This window comes from Pseudomonas sp. GL-B-19 (assembly GCF_019956415.1).
Lineage (GTDB): Bacteria > Pseudomonadota > Gammaproteobacteria > Pseudomonadales > Pseudomonadaceae > Aquipseudomonas.
The window spans coordinates 20899-36483 of the sequence record NZ_JAHBDK010000017.1; the positions used below are offsets into that span (position 1 = coordinate 20899).

The 15585-nt window shown below is 56.8% G+C and carries 15 protein-coding genes; 12 read left to right on the forward strand and 3 right to left on the reverse strand.

Features of this window, described 5'->3' with window-relative positions; translation table 11 throughout:
* Positions 1–59 precede the first annotated feature (59 nt).
* Positions 60–887: a lipid II-degrading bacteriocin gene (locus KGB06_RS04980; protein WP_223512224.1), complete on the forward strand. Its 828-nt coding sequence runs from the start codon at positions 60–62 to the stop codon at positions 885–887.
* Between the two features lie 552 nt (positions 888–1439).
* Here KGB06_RS04980 and KGB06_RS04985 read toward each other — a convergent pair.
* Positions 1440–2789, reverse strand: a complete 1350-nt coding sequence (locus tag KGB06_RS04985) for a spinster family MFS transporter (RefSeq protein WP_223512226.1) — start codon at positions 2787–2789, stop codon at positions 1440–1442.
* Positions 2790–3081: 292 nt separating this feature from the next.
* On the opposite strand from KGB06_RS04985, the gene KGB06_RS04990 reads away from it, so the two are divergent.
* On the forward strand, positions 3082–3447 hold the full coding sequence (locus tag KGB06_RS04990; RefSeq protein ID WP_223512228.1) for a YkgJ family cysteine cluster protein: 366 nt from the start codon (positions 3082–3084) through the stop codon (positions 3445–3447).
* 3 nt (positions 3448–3450) lie between these two features.
* On the opposite strand, the gene KGB06_RS04995 is transcribed toward KGB06_RS04990, so the two are convergent.
* Entirely contained in the window at positions 3451–4338 is an 888-nt protein-coding gene (locus tag KGB06_RS04995; RefSeq protein WP_223512230.1) for an NAD(P)-dependent oxidoreductase, read from the reverse strand.
* A 197-nt stretch (positions 4339–4535) separates the two neighbouring features.
* Here KGB06_RS04995 and KGB06_RS05000 point away from each other — a divergent pair, with 197 nt between their 5' ends.
* Positions 4536–6731 carry a hypothetical protein gene (locus KGB06_RS05000; RefSeq protein ID WP_223512232.1) on the forward strand — a complete coding sequence of 732 codons (2196 nt, stop codon included), beginning with the start codon at positions 4536–4538 and terminating at the stop codon, positions 6729–6731.
* 320 nt (positions 6732–7051) lie between these two features.
* Here the strand turns inward: KGB06_RS05000 and KGB06_RS05005 are convergent, their stop codons facing one another.
* The gene (locus KGB06_RS05005) at positions 7052–7357 is read right to left on the reverse strand and encodes a DUF2288 domain-containing protein (protein WP_223512233.1); all 306 of its coding nucleotides are present in this window, start codon (positions 7355–7357) and stop codon (positions 7052–7054) included.
* A gap of 350 nt (positions 7358–7707) precedes the next feature.
* Between KGB06_RS05005 and KGB06_RS05010 the strand changes: the two genes are divergently transcribed.
* The 9 genes from KGB06_RS05010 (at position 7708) to KGB06_RS05050 (ending at position 15433) form a co-directional block, all read left to right on the forward strand.
* Positions 7708–8835 carry a branched-chain amino acid ABC transporter substrate-binding protein gene (locus KGB06_RS05010; protein ID WP_223512234.1) on the forward strand — a complete coding sequence of 376 codons (1128 nt, stop codon included), beginning with the start codon at positions 7708–7710 and terminating at the stop codon, positions 8833–8835.
* Between the two features lie 232 nt (positions 8836–9067).
* Positions 9068–9991: a high-affinity branched-chain amino acid ABC transporter permease LivH gene (gene livH / locus KGB06_RS05015; protein WP_223512235.1), complete on the forward strand. Its 924-nt coding sequence runs from the start codon at positions 9068–9070 to the stop codon at positions 9989–9991.
* Positions 9988–11244: a high-affinity branched-chain amino acid ABC transporter permease LivM gene (locus KGB06_RS05020; protein WP_223512236.1), complete on the forward strand. Its 1257-nt coding sequence runs from the start codon at positions 9988–9990 to the stop codon at positions 11242–11244. Before livH ends, KGB06_RS05020 begins: the two co-directional genes overlap by 4 nt.
* Complete coding sequence (gene livG, locus KGB06_RS05025; RefSeq protein ID WP_223512237.1) at positions 11241–12008, forward strand: high-affinity branched-chain amino acid ABC transporter ATP-binding protein LivG; 768 nt, start codon at positions 11241–11243, stop codon at positions 12006–12008. The genes KGB06_RS05020 and livG overlap by 4 nt, the downstream gene beginning before the upstream one ends.
* On the forward strand, positions 12009–12710 hold the full coding sequence (locus tag KGB06_RS05030; RefSeq protein ID WP_123433777.1) for an ABC transporter ATP-binding protein: 702 nt from the start codon (positions 12009–12011) through the stop codon (positions 12708–12710).
* A gap of 303 nt (positions 12711–13013) precedes the next feature.
* Positions 13014–13316, forward strand: a complete 303-nt coding sequence (locus KGB06_RS05035) for a DUF2282 domain-containing protein (protein ID WP_223512238.1) — start codon at positions 13014–13016, stop codon at positions 13314–13316.
* A gap of 25 nt (positions 13317–13341) precedes the next feature.
* Entirely contained in the window at positions 13342–14196 is an 855-nt protein-coding gene (locus KGB06_RS05040; RefSeq protein WP_223512240.1) for a DUF692 domain-containing protein, read from the forward strand.
* On the forward strand, positions 14193–14954 hold the full coding sequence (locus KGB06_RS05045) for a DUF2063 domain-containing protein (RefSeq protein WP_223512242.1): 762 nt from the start codon (positions 14193–14195) through the stop codon (positions 14952–14954). The genes KGB06_RS05040 and KGB06_RS05045 overlap by 4 nt, the downstream gene beginning before the upstream one ends.
* Positions 14951–15433, forward strand: coding sequence for a DoxX family protein (locus KGB06_RS05050; protein ID WP_223512243.1), 483 nt, complete (start codon positions 14951–14953; stop codon positions 15431–15433). The genes KGB06_RS05045 and KGB06_RS05050 overlap by 4 nt, the downstream gene beginning before the upstream one ends.
* Positions 15434–15585 lie beyond the last annotated feature (152 nt).

Consider the following 15585-nt stretch of genomic DNA (forward strand, 5'->3'; position numbering starts at 1 on the left):
CGCGAGCGATACACGTAGCACACGCTACTGACAACCATAAAATATTTTAGGATTTTACAATGAGTAATGGATTAACTCTCCCTCCCCTCAACATTACAGCTGCAGCACCAGGATATTCCCCACCACGAGGAGTCACTTGGCCCGCACCAAACCCTGCACTGATTTTTACCGCTCAACAACAAGAACGCAACGCTTTCTATGGCCAAGGTATGTGGCGGGAGATGATCATAAAGATCACCAACGAACAAAAGTCCTATATTAAAAATGGAGTTGCCACCAGCATAGTTCAATCCATAATCCGTGACATGCAAGCCATTCCATTTGCTGACAACTATATTTGCTTGAATCCGAATTTGTCGCCTGCTCAAGCGTTGCATTATGCAACTAACAACTTTAAAGCGGGATCTGTTCCGGAATCCGTAGGATTGTCTGCGGGACTTTTAACTCCATTGGCTGCCTTTGGCCATTTCCTTTTTGGAAAAGGAGCCACAGCCGAAACGAACATCAATAGCTTGAGCTTGAATCTCTCTAGCACGACAATTCCAATGCTGGAGTCCGCGTTTGCTTCTGCTCCAGTCGGCAAAACAGCAATCGCAATTGATAAAGTGCCTTTTGACACATTTCCAAATTCTTGGCTGACTGGCGCATGGCTTGGTAACATCACGCTAAAAATTGAAGGTACCATCACGAAAAATGAGAGTGGAAGGATAAACTTTAATGGTGGAGCCCGATCTTATCACGATGTATTTGACGGTAATTTAGGTACGTGGCGCTCATTGATAGGTGAAGCTTCTACCAGCGTGCTCGCTGTAGTTGAAAAATACTTAAATGCACAACCGTACCAAATAGCCATCAAGGGAACCCACGTAATCACCATTGATCGTTAGCTTCAACAATACTTAATTACAAAATAGATCCTCCGACCATTTAGCTGCATCAAAAACCAACACTCACTCAAATCGGTCGCGTGCAGGCTGCGCGACCGGCAACGCATTCTTAACAAGGATCTTTATGCGCCCGTATCAACGCTTACTGACGGCTATCGCTCTATTTATAGGAGCTTGGATCTGCTTATTATCAGTAGCGGTCCAAGTCCCCCCCAATATAAACGATTTATCGGACAAAGAAGGTTTGTCCGCGGCAATTATGCTTACGGTGGCACTCCAAGGCATCGGAATCCTAGCAATCGCCTGCGTAGTTGTAGGAATGCTTACTTCAATATTTATCAGACCCCGGTCATTTGGCCTGAGGCTGTTCGTTTATCTGGCATCAAATTTAATGATATTTATCTCATCATTGCTGGGCATACTGGTGATCGCCGGATTCGTATACGATACGATTGCTGGCATTGCGGGAATTATTCTTTATTTATGCGTAATCGGGCTGCTAGTGTCTGCCACCCCTAAGCGGGTAGCAGACAAAACCAAAAGTGAACCCCTTTAGGCAGTCGCCACAGCAACTCCAGGCTCAACTACCGCCACCAACCCTTCCTTCATCCGCTTCGCATCCCGCACAAAACACCGCGATGCCATAAACAGAAACACCATGGTGAAGAACAACGCCACCGGAATCAGGTACATCGCGTCATGCAGCCCGACCGCTTTGAACGCCTCGGTCATCTGCTCTGCACCGGCCGACAGCATCGCCGTGTGCGCAAAGTGGTCGGACAAACCACCCACCACCACCGGCCCCAAACCACCGCCCAGCAAATACAGGCCGGCAAAGAACAGCGCCATCGCCGTGGCCCGCAGGCGTGGCTCGACCACGTCCTGAATCGCGGTGTAGACGCAGGTATAGAAGTTATAGGCAAACAACCAGCCCACACTGAAGACCGCCACAAATACACCAATCTCGATTCGGCCGGAATGCAGCGCCCACGCCGTGCACAGGGTCGAGATAATCAGGCTGAACCCTGCAAACAACAGCCGCCCGTTGGCCACCCGCTGATGAATCTTGTCGGCGACCCAACCGCCGAGCGTCAGACCGAACAGGCCGGTGACGCCGACGATTACACCCGTTGCTACCGCAGCCTCCTGCAATGGCATCAGGAAGTAGCGCTGCAGCATCGGCACCAAAAATGAGTTGCAGGCGTAGGTCGCAAAGTTGAAACACAACCCCGCCATCACCAGCCACAGAAAAGTCGGCACCGCCAGCACCCGGCGGATCGGCCGGTCTATGCGTTCCTGGGACACCTGCACCGCTTCTGCTGCGCCGCGTTTCGGCTCCTTGATGAAGAACATGAAGATCGCCAGGATCAGCCCCGGCACCGCCGCGATAAAGAACGGCGCGCGCCAGCTGTCGAACGCCTTGACCATTGCGCCGATGGTGAAGAATGCCAGCAGCAACCCCAACGGCAAGCCCAGCATAAAGATGCCCATCGCCCGCGCCCGGCGATGCGCCGGAAACAAATCGCCGATCAGCGAGTTGGCGGCGGGGGCATAACTGGCTTCACCGATACCGACGCCCATGCGCACGATCAGGAAACTCCAGAAGCTGCCCACCAGCCCGTTGACCGCCGTCAACCCGCTCCAGACCGCCAGGCCCCAACCCATCAATTTGCTTCGCGAACCGGTATCGGCCATCCGCCCCAGAGGCAGGCCGGCTATTGCATAAACGAGGGTGAAAGCGGTGCCGACGATCCCCAACTGAAAGTCGCTGAGGTGCCATTCCATGCGGATCGGCTCGATAATGATGGCGGGGATGGTGCGATCGAAGAAGTTGAACAAGTTGGCCAGAAACAACAGGAACAGAATGCGCCAGGCATTCGCCGCTTGGGTCGAGTTCTGCATGGGTCCGTCTCTTTTATTGTTATTGGGGTCTCACTGTCCCCGGAACCGTCAATCTAGACAGGCCCGCCAACACTGTCTGTCATCATTCGCAAGGCTGATATCAGTCCATGGCATTCAAGCAGACCTGCTGACCGCCAAACCCAGGTTTCACGGGTATCCGGCCGGTGTTTTCACGGTGCCGCCCGTCGTTGAAAAATACCTTTCGCCCCCCCCTTCCAAAGCCCGTTGCGAAGCCTAGAATAGCGACCCTGCCCGCTCCCCTGCGCGCCCACTCCTCCTTAGATAAACGCCCATGTCCGAAATCAGTCCATGCCTGAATTGCGGTGCCTGCTGTTCTCATTTCCGTGTGTCTTTTTTCTGGGGTGAATGCACCTCGGCCGGTGGAACGGTGCCTGACGACCTGGTCGCGTCGATTAGCCCCAGTCGGGTGGCGATGCTCGGCACCGACTGCAAACCCACCCGATGTGTCAGCCTGGTGGGAGAAGTCGGCAGCGAGGTCAAATGCTCGATTTACAATGAACGTTCCAGCACCTGCCGTGAGTTCGAGGCCTCCTGGGAAAATGGCGAGGCTAACGTGGATTGCGACGCAGCCCGAGCAGCGTTCGGCCTTCCGGCCTTGCAACCGGAATTCGACATACCCTATGAACAAAGCGCCTGAGGCTTAGTCTGGCTCGCGGTACATTTGCACTAATGTCGATGGATCTTTTTCCAGGTAACCCTGGCTCCCATGCAATCGCATCAACTGTGCAGCCAATCCACTGAGCGGTGTGGCCGAACCCTGTTCGCGGGAAAACTTCACGGCGCTGTCGAGGTCCTTGAGCAGCGTGCGCACATGCCATTTCACCGGTTCAAATTGGCTGTGGGCCATTTGCGGAGCGAGGATCTGCAACGGTTTTGAATCGGCAAAACCACCGGCGAGAGCCTCGGCGATCAGTCGAGCATCAACCCCGGAACACTCGGCCAGCGCCACCACTTCGGCGATGACCAGCGCATTACACGCCACGATCATCTGATTGCACGCCTTGGTCACCTGCCCGGCCCCGACTCCGCCCATGTGGGTGACACGCTGGCCCAGTGTCAGCAAAAGCGGACGCACTCGCTGCAGATCCCCGGCCTCGCCACCCACCATGATCGCCAGGCTGCCGCCCTCGGCGCCGACCACGCCGCCGGACACCGGAGCATCCAGCCAACTCATCCCAGTGGTGTCGATCAACTGTTTGGCCATTTCTCGTGTGGCGCTGGGCTCCAGGCTGGAAAAATCCACCAGTAGCTGACCGCTTTTCGCCCCCACAGCCACCCCGGCCGGGCCAAAAACCACCTCACGCACCACTGCGGTGTCCGCCAGACACAGCATGACAATGTCGGCGTGCTGACACAGTTCAGCGGGTGTTGCCACTTGTCGGGCACCGGCTTCAACCAGCGGCACGCACTTGGCCGGATTGCGATTCCACACGGTCAACGGATAGCCCGCCGCCAACAGGCGCCGGCACATGGGCAGGCCCATCAGACCGATCCCGGCGAACCCCAACGAAGGTAGCGTTGACATCATTTAGCCTCCCTTTGATTAAAGAACGCCGAATATTGGCCGATTCATCATGATTAAGGAAAGGATTCCCCCACTGTTGCTCAGGCAAGTCCCTGAGACTTGGGCCAAATACGCGCAAAAAAAAGACGCGAGCCCCCCATTCCGTGAATGGTTTGACGACAGTTGTCGCTCAACCAACAAGTCCAGGTAGACGGCGCACAATGACTTCCAAAAATAACCCGGCCACTGCGGTCTCCGATCTGCTTCTGAGCCCTGCGGCGAACAGCCCCTCACCGTTGAAGCCATTGACCCCGGCGCGCCCGCTGGCCACTCAGCAATACCTGTATTTCACCGAAACCAATACCGACCGCATCCTCGATAACCTCGACGGTCTGCGCGACATGGTGTTCCCGCGCCCGCCCCATCTGGAAGGCGCCAGCGAGCAGCACAGCGACCAGGAATTCCCGTCGGTGTGCCTGATTGGTCTGGGCCGCTGCGGCTCGAACATCGCCCTGGACGTTGCGGAACTGGTGTACAACGCCCGCAAGTTTTATCTCAACGAATTCAATAACGAAGACCGTCTGTCGCCGGACAAACGCTATGCGGAAAAGGGCTACAGCCCGGCACAATGGATTCGTAACAACCTGCGCCTGGGTACCAACAAGGGCGCCAAACCGGTGTTCCTGGTGGAACCGCTGGTCATGCTTGGCGACCTCGACAAAGACATTGCCGGTCGCATCCGTTTCTCGCGCAAGGGCGAAAAAAGCGGCTTCCTGCGCGACTACAGCAAAATGAAAATCATGGACTTGTCGGAAGTCCACGCCGGTGGTGCCGGTAACGCGCCGATTCTCGGTCAGTACCTGGCCAAGATCATCCTGAACAAGGACACCCAGCGTTTCTCCAGCCCGGACTGGAAGATGATTCACTCGTACCTGATCGACAGTTGCGGGATCAAGGCCAACCAGTCGCGCCTGTATTTCTCGATTTTCAGCGCCGGCGGCGGTACCGGTTCGGGCATGGCTTCCGAATTCGGCCTGGCCCAGCAGCACTCGTACATGAACAAAACGTTCGACACCAAGCCGATGGACGAACATGACAGCAAGAGCGGTCATTCCTTCGTCTTCGAGCCGATCTTCACCAGCGGTATTTGCGTACTGCCGAACATTTCCGATCACCGCAGCGAAATGTCCGAGGCGCTGCACATCAATGCCGGTCGCCTGCTGTGTAAATACCTGTCTGAAGAGTGGGACTTCTCCTACAACTTCGCCAACGAAGACAGCAGCGAAGCCAGCGTCATGGGGCGTATCCGCCCATGGAACGCCATGATGCTGATCTCCAACGACATCATGCGTTATGCCGAAGAAAGCGATGACGGCAACATCCAGAACATTGACGTCAATGCCATGGAAAAACACGCCAACCAATACATCTCGCAGCAGATCTTCAACATCCTGACAGCACAAGCGGTCACGACGGACTACGACCAGAACTATTTCCGCCGCGCCGGCATCGACATCGGCGAAACCATTCGCCTCGACGCCAACGACTTGTTCATGAGCCTCGCCGGTCCGGTGGCGATTGCCTACGCCGAGTCCGTGGTGCCGGAAACACCGCCGCCAAGCAGCGACAAGTTCAAGGTCTTCGAGAAAGAACCACAGCGCCTGAACATAGACGATTTGTTCTTCCGCTCCATCGACCTGCCGCACTTCAACAAAGTGACCCAGGCGATCGAAGGCATCAGCCTGCTGCCGATCGAGTCCAAGCGCTATCGCGCCTCGCTGGAGCAATACAAAAATTCCGGTTACGACGCGGCGGCGTTGCACGACCTGCACTTCTTCAAGAACTGCTCGTCGGTGGTGTCGATTGTGTCCTTGCCGAAAGACTACAAGCTGTCCTACATGGACCTGAACCGGTTGAAGACCCACCTCAACAGCCTGTTCCCGAACACCACGCTCAAGCGTTACGCACTGGTAATCGGCGCATCGGCCAACTTGTCGCTGACCACCCTGATCGCCAAAAGCCCGTGCCTGTCGGACGACTTCCTGACGCTGATCGTGGCGTTCATCAAACGCTGCTTTGCGAAAAACCCGTACCGCTTCGACGAGACACTGGATAACTCGATCCTCGACTTCATCATTAATGAAGAGTTCGACGAAGACCGGATCGACGAGTTGCTCAATGAATTCGAGAACCCGGCGAAGATCCTCGATACCAACTGGTACGCGATCAAACCGATGTACGAGAAAAAGTACCGCGAACTGATCAACGACAAGGACAAGTTTGTCTCGATCAACGACATTCGCTTGTCACGCGATTGCGTGAAGAAGGCGATCAAGTACCTGCGTGAGATTTACCGTCACCGGATTGGCAAGACCAAGGTTATTTCCCTCAATAACCATACTGGCAAGACCGCTTAAGACTCGGCGCAATACCGCGTCGTGGCCAATCGCGAGCAAGCTCGGCTCCTACAGGGACGATGTCGATCACAAAATTTGTGAACGCCACCGCCCCCTGCAGGAGTCGAGCTTGCTCGCGATTGGCGGCATCAGATCCACCACAAATCCACAATCAAGAAACAATTAAGCAGCCCTTCGGCTGCTCACCGAACTGTTCCCGTTACGTTTACGTCACCGTGATGCTGGCCCACTTGTGGCCTTTCTCCACGGCAACATGCCATCTCGCTACTCACCTACACACTTTTGGCCGCCAACAGGGCGCATCAATGAAGTGCGCAGACTCAGCTCGTCGCCCTTTCCTGGATCAGAATCCACGGCGAAACCACCACGGCCCACAGCTCCGGATCGCGTTCAAAAAGATCCAGCGCCCGCGTTTCAGACAGCTTGGCGACTTGGTCGGCGGCCAGCCAGGCAGCCACTTTCTCGCCTTCGTCAGTAGCGACTGCCTCGGCGGCGGCGATCAAATCCAGACCAGGGTCGACCCACAATAGGGCACCCCTGGCAAAGAACGGCTCCAGCTCTTTCCAGGTAATAGATGCGGTTTCACCAAGCAGCTTGGCATAGAGGGTGCTAGGTTCTTGAGTCATGGGTCCTGTCCGGAAAAGAAATCGACGCGAATGATAACGTTGGTGGTCCGCCAGAAAAACCCGGATGCAATTTAGTCACCGATTGAATAAACGCAGGAAAGCCAAGGAATGCTGCTGAATCAAGCAATTAGCCAGCTAACATCCGCCGTGATTCTGTCTTTTTCTTTCAAAAAAGCGACACCCGCAGAATTTGCCCCCTTGCGCCAGCTTCCCAGGCTAACAATTGGCGCTCTACACTGTACCGGTACAGTTGTCGGGGGCATTTTCCGGAAGGTATCGAAGATATCTGACCCGGTTCTGCTGCTTCGGCGCCAGGACTATAAAAACTACAACAGTAAGAGTGGAGCACTATGACTAAGGCTACTAAGCAGATTTCCAAACTGTTTGCCGCTATGGTTCTGGCCGGGGTTGCCAGCCATTCGTTCGCAGCTGACACCATCAAGATCGGCATCGCTGGCCCTAAAACCGGCCCTGTAGCCCAATACGGCGACATGCAGTTCAGTGGCGCCAAAATGGCCATCGAACAGATCAACGCCAAAGGCGGCGTAGACGGCAAGAAACTCGTAGCCGTTGAATACGATGACGCCTGTGATCCGAAACAAGCGGTAGCGGTCGCGAACAAAGTCGTCAACGACGGCGTCAAGTTCGTGGTTGGCCACCTGTGCTCCAGCTCCACTCAACCGGCTTCGGACATTTACGAAGACGAAGGCGTGATCATGATCACCCCGGCTGCCACCAGCCCGGACATCACCTCTCGTGGTTACAAAATGGTGTTCCGCACCATCGGTCTGGACAGCGCCCAGGGCCCTGCCGCCGGTAACTACATTGCCGATCACGTGAAACCGAAAATCGTTGCTGTGCTGCACGACAAACAGCAATACGGTGAAGGCATTGCCACCGCCGTGAAGAAAACCCTGGAAGGCAAAGGCGTCAAGGTTGCCGTGTTCGAAGGCGTCAACGCCGGCGACAAAGACTTCTCGTCGATGATCGCCAAGCTCAAGCAAGCCAACGTCGACTTCGTCTACTACGGCGGCTACCACCCAGAGCTGGGTCTGATCCTGCGTCAATCCCAGGAAAAAGGCCTGAAAGCCAAGTTCATGGGTCCGGAAGGCGTGGGTAACGACTCCATTTCGCAGATTGCCAAGGACGCTTCCGAAGGTCTGCTGGTAACCCTGCCGAAATCCTTCGACCAGGATCCAGCCAACGTTGCCCTGGCTGACGCGTTCAAAGCCAAGAAAGAAGACCCGAGCGGTCCGTTCGTGTTCCCATCCTACTCGGCTGTTGAAGTGATCGCCGAAGGCATCAAGACTGCCAAGTCCGAAGACCCTGCCAAAGTGGCTGAAGCCATCCACGCCGGCACTTTCAAAACCCCGACTGGCGACTTGTCTTTCGACGCGAAAGGCGACTTGAAAGACTTCAAATTTGTGGTTTACGAGTGGCACTTCGGCAAACCAAAAACTGAAGCTTCGCCTCAGTAAGGCTTTGCCATACTGACTGCCAATAAAGCCCACGGCGTGCCGCGGGCTTTGTTTTACGAACGTTTTGGGCCGCGCTGGCGTGATCCGCCAGTCTCCCCACCTGAAAATCTCAAAACCGTCATCAGCGGTTCGCTGGCCAACCTCGAATTCGAAGTGGATGCAGATCCACGGGGCTCGAGCGGGAAAATGACTCCACCAGTGAAATGCGTATCAGGTTTTTAGGAGCGCTGTAATGCCTGACATCTATCACTTTTTCCAACAGCTGGTTAATGGTCTGACCATTGGCAGCACGTATGCCCTGATCGCCATCGGCTATACGATGGTTTACGGCATCATTGGAATGATCAACTTCGCCCACGGCGAGGTGTACATGATTGGTTCCTATGTGGCGTTCATCGCCATTGCCGGGCTGACCATGATGGGACTCGACAGCGTTCCGCTGTTGATGACTGCCGCTTTTCTCGCGACCATCGTCGTGACCAGTGCCTACGGCTACAGCATCGAACGGATCGCCTACCGCCCCTTGCGCGGCAGCAACCGTCTGATCCCGCTGATTTCCGCCATCGGCATGTCGATCTTCCTGCAGAACACGGTTCTGTTGGCGCAAGACTCCAAGGACAAATCCATCCCCAACCTGATTCCGGGCAACTTTGCCTTCGGGCCAGGTGGCGCACATGAAGTGCTGATCTCCTACATGCAAATCGTGGTGTTCGTGGTGACCTTCGTCGCCATGCTCGGCCTGACGCTGTTCATCTCCCGCTCTCGCCTGGGTCGCGCCTGCCGTGCCTGTGCCGAAGACATCAAGATGGCCAACCTGCTGGGTATCAACACCAACAACATCATCGCCCTGACCTTTGTCATCGGTGCTGCTCTGGCGGCCATCGCGGCTGTGCTGTTGAGCATGCAATATGGCGTGATCAACCCGAACGCCGGTTTCCTCGTCGGCCTCAAGGCCTTCACCGCTGCAGTACTGGGCGGTATCGGCAGCATCCCCGGCGCCATGCTCGGCGGGATCGTGCTGGGGGTAGCGGAAGCCTTTGGTGCCGATATTTTCGGCGACCAGTACAAGGACGTCGTGGCTTTCGGTCTATTGGTTCTGGTGTTGTTGTTCCGGCCAACCGGCCTGTTGGGCCGTCCGGAGGTTGAAAAAGTATGACTAGGAATCTTAAACAGGCGTTGTTCAGCGCCTTGCTGGTGTGGGCCGTTGCCTACCCGGTACTCGGTCTGAAACTGACCATTGTCGGCATCAACCTCGAAGTCCATGGCACCAGCAACGCAACGCTGATCACCATCGCCGTGTGCTCGGTGCTGATGTTCCTGCGGGTGTTGTTCGACCACCAAATCAGCGCAGCCTGGAAAGCCTCGCCGAACATGCCGGTAATGCCGGCCAAGGCCAGTAACTTCCTGACCCTGCCGAGCACCCAGCGCTGGATCATCATTGCGCTGATCATCGGTGCGCTGGTCTGGCCGTTCTTCGGCTCGCGCGGCGCGGTAGACATCGCCACTCTGGTGCTGATCTACGTGATGTTGGGCCTTGGCCTGAACATCGTGGTCGGTCTGGCCGGCCTGCTCGACCTCGGTTATGTCGGTTTCTATGCCGTCGGCGCCTACAGTTATGCGTTGCTGTCGCATTACTACGGTCTGAGCTTCTGGATCTGCCTGCCAATCGCCGGCATGATGGCGGCGACGTTCGGCTTCTTGCTGGGCTTCCCGGTATTGCGTTTGCGCGGTGACTACTTGGCGATCGTGACCCTGGGCTTCGGTGAAATCATCCGTCTGTTCCTGCGTAACCTGACCGACCTCACCGGTGGCCCGAACGGCATCAGCAACATTCCCAAGCCAACGCTTTTCGGACTGACCTTCGATAAAACGGCCGCAGAGGGACTGCAGACGTTCCACGAGTACTTCGGCCTGGAGTACAACTCGATCAACAAGGTGATCTTCCTTTACCTGATCGCGGTGTTGTTGTCGCTGTTCGCCCTGTTCGTCATCAACCGCTTGCTGCGCATGCCTCTGGGCCGTGCCTGGGAAGCGCTGCGTGAAGATGAAATCGCCTGCCGTGCGCTGGGTCTGAACCCGACCATCATCAAGCTTTCGGCCTTCACCCTGGGTGCGTGCTTCGCCGGTTTCGCCGGTAGCTTCTTCGCCGCGCGTCAGGGCCTGGTGACACCGGAGTCCTTCACCTTCATCGAGTCGGCGACCATCCTTGCCATCGTGGTGCTGGGCGGCATGGGTTCGCAACTGGGCGTCGTGCTGGCGGCCACGGTGATGATCCTGTTGCCGGAAATGATGCGTGAGTTCAGTGAATACCGCATGTTGATGTTCGGCGCCTTGATGGTGCTGATGATGATCTGGCGCCCTCAAGGCCTGCTGCCCATGCAACGTCCTCACATGGAGCTGCGCAAATGAGCCGCGAGATCCTTAAAGTAGAAAATCTGAGCATGCGCTTCGGCGGCTTGCTGGCGGTCAACGGCGTCGCCCTGTCCGTGAAGGAAAAACAGGTCGTGGCATTGATCGGCCCCAACGGCGCCGGCAAGACCACGGTGTTCAACTGCCTGACCGGTTTCTACAAGCCGAGCGGCGGCAGCATCCTGCTGGACGGCGAGCCCATCGAAGGCCTGCCGGGCCACAAGATCGCCCTCAAAGGCGTGGTGCGCACCTTCCAGAACGTACGATTGTTCAAGGACATGACCGCGGTCGAGAACCTCTTGATCGCCCAGCACCGTCACCTGAACACCAACTTCCTGGCCGGGCTGTTCAAGACCCCGGGCTTTCGCAAAAGCGAACGCGAAGCCATGGAGTTCGCCGCGTACTGGCTGGACAAGGTCAACCTCACGCAGTTCGCCAACCGTCCGGCCGGCACCCTGGCCTACGGTCAGCAACGTCGCCTGGAAATCGCTCGTTGCATGATGACCCGCCCGCGGATCCTTATGCTCGACGAACCGGCTGCCGGTCTGAACCCGAAGGAAACCGAAGACCTCAAGGCGCTGATCAGCGTGCTGCGTGAAGAGCACAACGTCACCGTGCTGTTGATCGAACACGACATGAAACTGGTCATGAGCATTTCCGACCACATCGTCGTGATCAACCAGGGCACGCCTCTGGCCAACGGTACGCCGGAACAGATCCGCGACAATCCCGAAGTGATCAAAGCCTACCTGGGGGAAGCGTAAATGCTGCAATTCGAAAACGTTTCCACCTTCTACGGCAAGATCCAGGCCCTGCACAGCGTCAACGTGGAAGTCCGCCAGGGCGAAATCGTGACCCTGATCGGCGCCAACGGTGCCGGCAAGTCGACCCTGCTGATGACGCTCTGCGGTTCGCCGCAAGCCCACAGCGGCAGCATCCGCTACATGGGTGAGGAACTGGTCGGCCAGAGCTCGTCGCAGATCATGCGCAAAAGCATCGCCGTGGTCCCGGAAGGTCGTCGAGTGTTCTCGCGCCTGACCGTGGAAGAAAACCTCGCCATGGGCGGCTTCTTCACCGACAAGGGCGACTATCAGGAACAGATGGACAAGGTTCTCGAACTTTTCCCACGCCTGAAAGAACGATTCGCCCAACGCGGCGGCACCATGTCCGGCGGCGAACAGCAAATGCTCGCCATCGGCCGTGCGCTGATGAGCAAGCCCAAGCTGCTGCTGCTCGACGAACCTTCGTTGGGCCTGGCGCCGATCATCATCCAGCAGATCTTCGACATCATCGAACAACTGCGCAAGGATGGCGTGACCGTGTTTCTGGTTGAGCAGAACGCCAACCAGGCACTGAAAATTGCTGACCGCGCGTACGTTCTGGAGAACGGCCGGGTGGTGATGCAAGGCACCGGTGAAGCACTGCTGACTGATCCGAAAGTGCGTGAAGCGTATCTGGGTGGTTGAGTCTTTGCGGTAAACAAAAACGGCCTTCGGGCCGTTTTTTTGTGCCTGCCACAAACCTTCCAGACAACGGAGATCCCCTGTAGGAGCCGAGCTTGCTCGCGATAGCGGTGGATCAGACAACAATGATGTCGAATGACAAACCGCTATCGCGAGCAAGCTCGGCTCCTACAAGGGATTGGTGGTGACTTGAAGTTTTGTAGAAAAATTTTGGGATGGGCTGTAACGCATCGCCATGACCTTTCTCTAGAGCGGTAAGCAAGCACAAACGCTTTCTTACCCAACCTCAAAAACCGGAGAAACATCATGACTGCTACCACCCGCACCCTGTCCGCCACCGCCCTGGTTCTGGCCCTCGGTTCTGCACTGAGTATGGCCGCTGTCTCCACCGTCCACGCGGCCGACGACATGGAAAAATGCTTCGGCGTGGCCATGAAAGGTCACAACGATTGCGCAGCAGGCGCCGGCACCACTTGCGCCGGCACCTCGAAAACAGACTTCCAGACTAATGCTTGGAAGTCTGTCCCTAAAGGCACCTGCGCCACCACCGAAAGCAAGACCTCGTCGACCGGTTTCGGTCAGATGGAAGCCTTCAAAGCCAAAGCCTGATCCGGACCCCGCCCGAGTGTCGACCATGAACCATTCACCGTTCGGGTTCCCGCCCCGCGCCGGGCTGGGGCTCAAGACCGAGCACTTTCGTGAAGTGCTCGGTTCACCACCGGACATCGGCTTTTTCGAAGTCCACGCCGAAAACTACATGGTGGCCGGCGGCCCGTTTCATCATTACCTGGGGTTGATTCGCGAGCAGTATCCGCTGTCGCTGCATGGCGTGGGCTTGTCGATTGGTGCCGAAGGTCCGCTGGACACTCAGCACCTCAAACGCCTCGCCGCACTCATCGAGCGCTATCAACCCCACGCCTTTTCCGAACACCTGGCCTGGTCCAGCCACGGCCCGGTGTTCCTGAATGACCTGTTGCCTCTGGCCTATGACAACGCAACGCTGAACCGCGTTTGCGAACACATAGACCAGGTACAAAGCACCCTCAAACGCCCGATGTTGCTGGAGAACCCGGCCACCTACCTGGCGTTCGAGCGCTCGACAATTGATGAAGCAGGCTTCATCAGCGAAATCATCCACCGCACAGGCTGCGGGCTGTTGCTTGATGTGAACAACGTCTACGTATCGTGCATCAATCATCGTCGCGATCCAGTGGCCTACATCGACGCCCTGCCCCTTCATGCCGTCGGCGAGATTCATCTGGCAGGCTTTGCCGAAGACACCGACAGCCTCGGCGACCGTCTGCTGATTGATGATCACGGCGCCCCCATCGATACCGCTGTCTGGTCGTTGTACCAGCACGTGCTGGAGCGGACAGGCCCGATAGCCACCCTGATCGAACGCGACAATCAGTTGCCGGCCTTCAGTGTCTTGCAGGCCGAGGCGCGTCAGGCCGATGAGTTGTTGCTGTTCTCGGGAGGTCGGCCTTGAGCACGCAAGCCGTTTTTGCCGCAGCCTTGCTTGATCCCCAACAGGCCTGCCCTGAGGGCTTTTTCAGTGCCAATGGTGCCGACCCCGCCAGCCGTTTCGCGGTGTATCGTAACAATGTGCAGAGCTCGTTGATCAACGCCTTGGCGCACAGTTACCCCGTCGTAATGCAATTGGTAGGTGATGAATTCTTCCGTGCCATGGCCGGGATTTATCTGCTCAGCAACGCGCCCCAGAGTCCGTTGATCAATGATTACGGCAACCATTTTGCGCAGTTCATCAACGGCTTCGATCCGGCGAGCAGCGTGCCGTACCTGGCCGATGTCGCCAGACTCGAACGGTTGCGCACCACCGCTTATCACGCGGCCGACGCCCAGCCGTTGAGCCATGAACAGATCGGCGCAGCGCTCGCTGATCCGCAAACCCTGAGCGAGCTGACCGTCGAACTTCACCCCTCCCTCAACTTGCTGACCTCTGCCTTCGCCGTGGTCTCGATCTGGGCGGCCCATCAGCAAGACGCAACGTTGGCCGGGATTGACCTGCACCACGGGCAACACGCACTGATCCTGCGCAATGGCCTGGACGTTGAAGTCTTCGTCATCGAGCCCGGCGCCAGCGCCTTCATCCACAACCTGCAAAGCGGCCAGCCGCTGATTCAGGCAGCAGAAACCGCACCCGCGTTCGATCTCAGCCAGACCCTGGCCCTATTGATCGGCCACAACGCCATAACTCACTTACACCACAACAAGGTATCGCCATGAACACACAGAACCCGATCAGCCGCGCCATCGCGCTGCTGGCGTTGACTCCACTGAGCCTGATCGCTTTTATTGCGCGGGTCTCCATCGCGGCGGTGTTCTGGAAGTCCGGGCAAACCAAAGTCGAAGGCCTCGCCATCGACCTGATCGAGGGCACGTTCGAGTTCGGCTGGCCACACCTGGCCGACTCAACCATCCCGCTATTCAAGAGTGAGTACCCCGTGCCGTTGCTGTCACCAGAGATCGCTGCACACATGGCGGCGTTCGCCGAACACTTTTTCCCGGTGCTGATCCTGATAGGCTTTGCCACGCGTTTTTCGGCGCTGGCCTTGCTGGGCATGACCCTGACCATTCAACTGTTCGTGTACCCCGATGCTTATCCAACCCACGGCACTTGGGCGGCGGTGTTGCTGTATTTGATGGCGACCGGGCCGGGGAAATTGTCGATTGATCACCTGATCGCCCGGCGTTACTCCAACTAATACCATCTCCAAAACTTCAGGCGATGAAGAACCAATGTGGGAGCGAGACCGGCTTGCCGGCGATGACGGATCAACATTCAACAAAGATGTTGACTGATCTATCGCTTTCGCGAGCAGGCTCGCTCCCACATTAGGTTTGTGGTGTGCATTCA

Bases quoted from the DNA above. Each gene is read 5' to 3' on its own strand.
- KGB06_RS05005 (WP_223512233.1), bottom strand. From the start codon at position 7,357: ATGACTCAAGAACCTAGCACCCTCTATGCCAAGCTGCTTGGTGAAACC.
- livG (WP_223512237.1), top strand. From the start codon at position 11,241: ATGAGCCGCGAGATCCTTAAAGTAGAAAATCTGAGCATGCGCTTCGGC.
- KGB06_RS04990 (WP_223512228.1), top strand. From the start codon at position 3,082: ATGTCCGAAATCAGTCCATGCCTGAATTGCGGTGCCTGCTGTTCTCAT.
- KGB06_RS04980 (WP_223512224.1), top strand. From the start codon at position 60: ATGAGTAATGGATTAACTCTCCCTCCCCTCAACATTACAGCTGCAGCA.
- KGB06_RS04995 (WP_223512230.1), bottom strand. From the start codon at position 4,338: ATGATGTCAACGCTACCTTCGTTGGGGTTCGCCGGGATCGGTCTGATG.
- KGB06_RS04985 (WP_223512226.1), bottom strand. From the start codon at position 2,789: ATGCAGAACTCGACCCAAGCGGCGAATGCCTGGCGCATTCTGTTCCTG.
- livH (WP_223512235.1), top strand. From the start codon at position 9,068: ATGCCTGACATCTATCACTTTTTCCAACAGCTGGTTAATGGTCTGACC.
- KGB06_RS05050 (WP_223512243.1), top strand. From the start codon at position 14,951: ATGAACACACAGAACCCGATCAGCCGCGCCATCGCGCTGCTGGCGTTG.
- KGB06_RS05000 (WP_223512232.1), top strand. From the start codon at position 4,536: ATGACTTCCAAAAATAACCCGGCCACTGCGGTCTCCGATCTGCTTCTG.
- KGB06_RS05035 (WP_223512238.1), top strand. From the start codon at position 13,014: ATGACTGCTACCACCCGCACCCTGTCCGCCACCGCCCTGGTTCTGGCC.
- KGB06_RS05030 (WP_123433777.1), top strand. From the start codon at position 12,009: ATGCTGCAATTCGAAAACGTTTCCACCTTCTACGGCAAGATCCAGGCC.
- KGB06_RS05040 (WP_223512240.1), top strand. From the start codon at position 13,342: ATGAACCATTCACCGTTCGGGTTCCCGCCCCGCGCCGGGCTGGGGCTC.
- KGB06_RS05010 (WP_223512234.1), top strand. From the start codon at position 7,708: ATGACTAAGGCTACTAAGCAGATTTCCAAACTGTTTGCCGCTATGGTT.
- KGB06_RS05020 (WP_223512236.1), top strand. From the start codon at position 9,988: ATGACTAGGAATCTTAAACAGGCGTTGTTCAGCGCCTTGCTGGTGTGG.